General features: G+C 65.5%; 2 protein-coding genes and 1 pseudogene. 2 read left to right on the plus strand and 1 reads right to left on the minus strand.

What is annotated here, in order from left to right; genetic code table 11:
* Positions 1 to 700: pseudogene (locus tag DD1DGNOD_RS00510) on the plus strand (MFS transporter); the annotation flags it as partial.
* A gap of 132 nt (positions 701 to 832) precedes the next feature.
* On the plus strand, positions 833 to 2,977 hold the full coding sequence (locus DD1DGNOD_RS00515; RefSeq protein ID WP_131765068.1) for a protein kinase domain-containing protein: 2,145 nt from the start codon (positions 833 to 835) through the stop codon (positions 2,975 to 2,977).
* A gap of 77 nt (positions 2,978 to 3,054) precedes the next feature.
* Here the strand turns inward: DD1DGNOD_RS00515 and DD1DGNOD_RS00520 are convergent, their stop codons facing one another.
* The gene (locus DD1DGNOD_RS00520) at positions 3,055 to 3,780 is read right to left on the minus strand and encodes a bacterial transcriptional activator domain-containing protein (RefSeq protein WP_131769190.1); all 726 of its coding nucleotides are present in this window, start codon (positions 3,778 to 3,780) and stop codon (positions 3,055 to 3,057) included.
* Positions 3,781 to 6,434 lie beyond the last annotated feature (2,654 nt).

Raw genomic sequence — 6,434 nt, forward strand, 5'->3', positions numbered from 1 at the left:
CGAGAAGAGCAAGGACGCCGAGGACACCGAGAGGACCGGGGCGACCGACACGACCGGGGGCAGGGCGCTCGCGGAGGCACGTAATCCGCGCAATCTTCGACGCGGCCCGAACGTCCGCCACAGGGCCAACCGTCCGCTTGTCACACTCTGCCTCATCTGCCTGTCGAGCTTCCTGTGCGAGGGTGTGGCCGCGGACTGGAGCACCCTTTACCTGCGGGACGTGACGGGTGCATCCACGGATGTCGCCGGCATCGGTTTCGTCCTGTTCACAGGGACGATGCTGATCGGGCGTCTGGTGGGTGACAGGGTGACAGGCGCTGTAGGAGCCGCCCGTATGGTCCGGGTTTCGGCCGGGACCACGAGTGTCGTGTTCCTCTCCGCGCTGGCCGTCGCGGACACCGGCATCGGAACGCTTGGTGGGATCGTCGGCTTCGGATCCATCGGTGTCGGATTGGCATGTGTCGTCCCGACAGCGATATCTGCGGCGGGGCGGCTCGGCGCTCGTGGCTCGGGTCCGGCTGCGTCTCCGTCCGCCGGAGCCGCTGTTGCCAGGGTCATCAGCTTTGGTTACGTGGGTTGGCTCATAGGTCCACCGCTCGTCGGCGGACTCGCGGAAATGATCAGCTTGCACGCCGCTATGATCGTTGTGGTCGTTCTCGCCGCGACGGTTGCGATCCTTGCACCCGCTCTGTCCGTCTGATCTCGATGATGTCCATATCACGGACCTGGTGACGGCCTGCAAATGTCCGGCAGGTTTTTGACTGGGAGGCCGGTGAGGTCGGTCCAGTCGGGTACTCTCCGCTCGTGACGGGGGTTGGCGAGAGGGGAGCCGGTGCTGGCGCCACTGGCTGCTGACGATCCGCGTTCCGTCGGGCCTTACCGGCTGCACGGCCGTCTCGGCGAAGGCGGCATGGGAGTCGTCTATCAGGCTTTCGCCCCGGACGACACACCTGTGGCAATCAAGCTCCCGCACCGGAACGTGGCAGCGGACCCCGAGTTCCGTGCCCGTTTTCGCCAGGAGGTCACCGCCGCCCGGCGGGTTCGTGGCACTTTCGTGGCCGAAGTGCTGGATGCCGACGTGGACGCCCCCCGTCCCTGGATGGCGACCGCCTACGTGGACGGCGTGAGCCTGGCAGACGCGGTACGCCGCCGCGGCCGTCTGGATGGCACAACGTTGATGAGCCTCGCGGTCGGTCTTGCCGAGGCCCTGGTCGTCATCCATGCGGCTGGTGTGGTACACCGCGACCTCAAACCCACGAACATCATCATGGACTGGGACGGGCCGAAGGTCATCGATTTCGGTATCGCCCGGCTCTCGGACGCCACCATGAACACGAAAACCGGCTTCAGTATCGGAACCGTCGCGTGGATGGCTCCTGAACAACTTTCCGGAGAACGGGCCGGGCCTGCCGCCGACATCTTCGCCTGGGGCGCTTGCGTTGCGTTCGCCGCGATGGGCCGGCATCCGTTCGCGGCCGAGACGCCGGCGGCGTCGATGGCTCGGGTCCTGGGAGGCGCTCCCGATCTCGAAGGGATTCCGGCCCCGTTCGCCTCCGTGATCGCCCGAGCGCTGGCGAAGTCGCCGGCCGAGCGCTTCACCGCCGTGGATGTGGTGGCCAGCCTCACCGGACGGCATATATACGGCGTCACCGATGCCGAACAGATTGCCACACGCGTCATCCGCGGTGACCTGGATGATGCGCCATCGCCCGGCCGGTTCGGACCGCCCCAACCCTCCGCCGGCCGCGGCCAGGCATCTGCGTGGTCGGGTTGGCAGACTCCGTCGCCACCACCCGAAACGGGCCACACTCGGGTCGGACCTCCGCTCCCGCCGTGGGAGGCCGGGGAGCAGCCCGTCCAGGGCGATCTTTCGAGTGCACAGCCTCCCCCTCCACCGGCCGGAACGGACCGGCGCAGGATCCTCGCACCGCCCAGCCCACCTCAGCAGGGATGGTTTGGCCGCTCTTCGCCGATGTCGATACCCGTTCTGGCCGCTCTGCTGGCGGCAGCGGTGCTCACGGCCATTCCCGTGACACTGCGGGCCTTCGCCCTGGGGGTACCTGTAATCGTCAACGGTTACGACGTATGGGACGTTTTCGGGGAGATTGCGGTAGCATTCCTTGCGCTGCCGGTGATGACTGTCGGTCTGGTAATCGGAAACCGCTGGGCTGCCTGGCGTGACTTCGCGGCCGGATGCGTGGTCGGTCTGTCTGTGATGTCGATCGCGAAACTCGGCTTTCTCCAGGAGGAGTTCGGCTCGTCGAAGTTCGGCTCGTCGCTCGACGGCTCGTCGCTCGACGTCGGGGGGTGGCTGATCATAACTGGTGCCGCTGCGGCACTGGTCGTCATCCTCGGTTGGCGGGGTTGGACCGCCGGCTGGACTTTCCGTCGATGGACGGTCTTCTGTCTGCTGGCCGGTGGTTTGGGTGTCGTCGTGTTCGCCCCCGCGGAGCTGCGTTGGAAGTACCACGTCTTTTCGGAGCAGCCGAGCCTGATCGGAACAGCTGTGATCGGTGGCGTGCTGCTTCTCGCCACATTGTTCGTGCAGCCCCGCAGCGTGACGTTCTTCACCGCGGCGATTGTGGTCGGACTCTGCGCGCTCGAGATGTTTCATCCGGACCTCTATGTTTATGCGGTCGACAACTTTGCGGTGCTGATCGGGCTGTTGGCTCTCGGCCTGCTCTGCGATCGTCGGTCGGACCGGCTCTTCCTGCTTGCGGCCAGGGTGGCTGTTGCCGTGGCGCTGCTACGACACGTCGTGCTGGCCTGGGGAACGCGCGATGTTGTGATACGCCTTGGTGAAACCACGCTGGATCTGTCAAGCATCCACCTTGCCGCCTTCGGAGCAATCGCGGTCCTGGCGCTTTTCGGGACACGCCTCCGGGGCCCACGGATTATCCCGGGACCATGGCAACCGCCTCCGCCGAGCTACCCTCCCGGTCCTCTGCCATACCGCCCCGGCGGGCCGTACGGTTGATCCAACAGGTAAAGCGGGCGGGCCCCGTCGTCCTTCCATCGACGACATCCCCTACCGACCTCCCTATTGACGACCTCCTATCGACGGCGGAATCCCGGTAACAGCTCGTGTACCAGCGCATCCGTTTCCGCCTGGACCTTGAGGCCGGTCCGTCGTGGCGCGATCATCTGGTACATCTCGTTGATCACTGCTTCCAGAGCCTTACGGTCGCGGCGGGCTGCTACCGTGCGTAGCAGATCTCGCCACAGAACCTCGGCCGTCGGCGCAGCACGCAGGCCTGTACGGCATGCCGCGATAGCGATGACAGTGTCGCCATGACCGAGCGTCAGGCTGGCGAGCCGATGGGCCACGTCGACAACGGCGGTGGCTGTGGTCGTCCTGATCCTGCTTGAGGCCAGCCATCGGTAGTGGCCTTTCGGTAGATTCGCCCACAATGGGCCTGTGACCAGCCGCAATGCTGTAGTCAGATCACTTTCGGCGTCTGACTCCGGTTGGGCGGACCGGTGGGCGTAGGCGACGAAAAAGTCCCAGTCGCACCGGACGCCGTCAGCGAGGCGCCAGCGTCCGTCATCACCGACCGTGATACGTGGATGACCTCCGTCATCTGCCCCAAGCCAGGTACGGACCTGGTCGAGAGCTCCCCTGATCATGTCATCGGCAGCCCCGGGCGGCAGGAGCGCCGCGCTGAGGACGCCGGGAAGCACTCCTGAGCGATGGAGAGCGAGATACACCACCAGTTCGGTGAGGAAGTCCCTGCGATCTGGATCGCAGGGACCGGGTGCCTCGACGGCGATGTCCCCCATGATCCGGATTTCAACATCAGTCGATTGGGACGGATTTCCGGAACCGGCCGGCAGCATCACCGGCGGCGGTACAGCCGGTGGCGATACAGCCGGTGGCGATACAGCCGGTGGCGATGCCGCTGGCTGTGGAGGCGGAGCCGAAAGGGCGGGTAGCAGTGTGCTGCCAGTCAGACCCGTCCGGGGCAGGCTGCCGTCAGTGGGAGCCGTGCCCGAGAGCAGTTCACTCGGCGGGATTCGCCAGGGAGGCTGAGCTACCGGCTCTGCTGCCTTCAGTGGTTGCGCTGTCGGGATCGGTGATGGTGCTGGCCAAATCTCATCCAGAGGATGCGCGGATGGCAGGCGGGGAGCCCCGGCTGGAAAGACGGTCGATGATGGGAGCGGATGCGGGGGCGTGTCCTGCGCACTGGGAGAACGCAGCGACACAGGCTCTGCGGGCGCCTCGGCAGCTCGGGCCTCCCACTCCGGCATTGCCCCGTTCTCCCAGGCGGATGTATCCCGGAATCCCTGAGTAGACGTACTCTCGGACAGGAAAAGATCATGAATGTGTTCTGCCGGGTCGGGGCTGTCCGGGTGCTCTGCAAATCGCGTCGGTGGTTCGCTCGGGGGTAGCGGTGGTTTGGGCGGCCGGCCAGCCGGAGGAGCGATGGCCGGCGGGGGTGTCCGCGGGGGTGCGGATGGGGGTGGCACCGGCGGCACCGGCGGAATCGGTGGATGATCTCGACGGAGGGGCTCTGATGCCGTCGCGGACGTGTGCGGACGCATCCACGGCGGAACTTCGGGCACCCATGGCGTCAACATCTGAGCGGCATCTGGAGTGGGAGTCATCCGGTTTCCGTCCGGGAACGCGATGACTTCACCGGCCTCCGCGCTCCCGCGGCGGCGGTTGCCCAGTTGCGCTGCGTCGCCCCTGAGGTCGGGACGGCGCAGTGACTGTGCGCCCGGAGAAGAGACCTGTTGTGGCGGCGGAAAGGCGGGGTACGGGTAGCTTGGATCTGCGGTTTTCGTTCCTGCGGTATGCGATATGGCGCGTGCTGGGCCAGGGATCGTGTATACCGTGTTCGCTTTGCGGAACATCTTGATAATGGCGGGGTACTCATGTGTGCTCAGCGTCTGAGCACTGATCTCCAGGCCCAGGACACCGAGATGCAACCTACGGGCAGGATTTACCATGAAGCGCCAGCGCGCCGCGGTCGAATCGCCGACGGTCACAACACCAACTCCCCGGTTGGGGTCCCCGCAGAGAGCTGAAAGCCGTGCTACTTCATCGCCGGACGGAGGAGCGGACAGAACCAGCAGGTCCGGTGCCCACAATGCCTGGTTTCGGGCGGCCTGCCGCCCCCGGAGTACCGGGCCGGGTCCACTGCTCAGGACCCCGGCGCCAGTTGTACGGCCGCGCCGCGACTCGCGATTTTCCAGTTCGTACAGGATTTCACCGAGGCTGGTGCTGGATCGCAGCCGATTCGGGGCGATCGGCACGAAGCGCTCGGAGAACCCGATCATGTATATGCGGAGGTCGTCCGACCAGGGATTCGTGGACAATTCCACCGCGATGGACACGGCCACTTCCCGTGCGAGCGCGGCATCTCCGCCAAGGCTGACGATCCCGGGAGCAGCCTCGACGTCAATAAGAACGTGAGCTCCCCGGTCGTCCGTACCCACAGTGGCCAAGCCTGGATAGGGAGCTGGCGTGTCCGCTGGAATTCTCAATCCAGTATCAACGGGTAGACCGTCCATTGTGGTGGCGATCCGCTCGATGAGCCAGGCACCCGGTATCTCGCCAGCCCGCCACGGTGCGGGCGGCCCGTCAGGTTCGACTGGTGCGAAATGCAGGACGAGCTCGCTGTCGGAGAGGGTTGCCGCGTATACGGATGGCAGAGCGCGGCCAGCTACGGTGAGCTCTGCGGAAAGAAGCCGCAATGCCTGATCGAGAAATTGGGCCGCCCTCACGTCCGAGGCGAGACGGAACCCGGTCTCGAGCTGCCCAAGGGGGTTGCTGCCGCTAGATCGTGGCCGTCGCCTCATTAGTGCAACCATCACTCCTGCCGTCAGTATGGCAGATAAGGCGATGGATAGTCGTACGCCGTAGTACCTCAGTAGCGCCTGCGTTCGAGTGTCCACCGACTCCGGGGCTGCCTCCGAGAGAGGACTCGGCTGGTTGGTAACAGGATGGTATCGTACGATCTCGTTGTGGAGTGGCGCGGCGCTCCGCTCGTCATGTGGCGGCGTCGTGAGTAGCTCATGCCCGCTCGTCCCTGTCGCTTCGGTCAGGTGTGCATCTCCAAGCACGGTCTTGACTGCTGCCGGCGTGACCGCCGGATGTTGGCCACGCTCATCTGAGGTAGGTGGGAAGAGGATGGCTGCGCTGGAGAACAGCTCGGAGAACAACAAGGCGGCAGCCAGCCTGCCTACCAGCTTCTGCGAGTTTCCGCCGAGAGGGCGGCGCCTGGTTGGCAGACCCGAACGTCGCCGTTCGGTCTGATCGAGGCAGGGCGGTGTCACGGGGCTCATCGTCTTCCCCCGAGACTGAACCGGCTATCGCATCGTCCTGTCTGTGGATAACCCGGCTGTGGATAACTGGCCTGCTGGACTGTCGGCTCGGTGGGATACCAGGAAACCGGCATCGGCATCGGCATCGGCATCGGCATCGGCATCGG

The organism is Candidatus Protofrankia californiensis (assembly GCF_900634765.1).
Classification (GTDB): domain Bacteria; phylum Actinomycetota; class Actinomycetes; order Frankiales; family Frankiaceae; genus Protofrankia; species Protofrankia californiensis.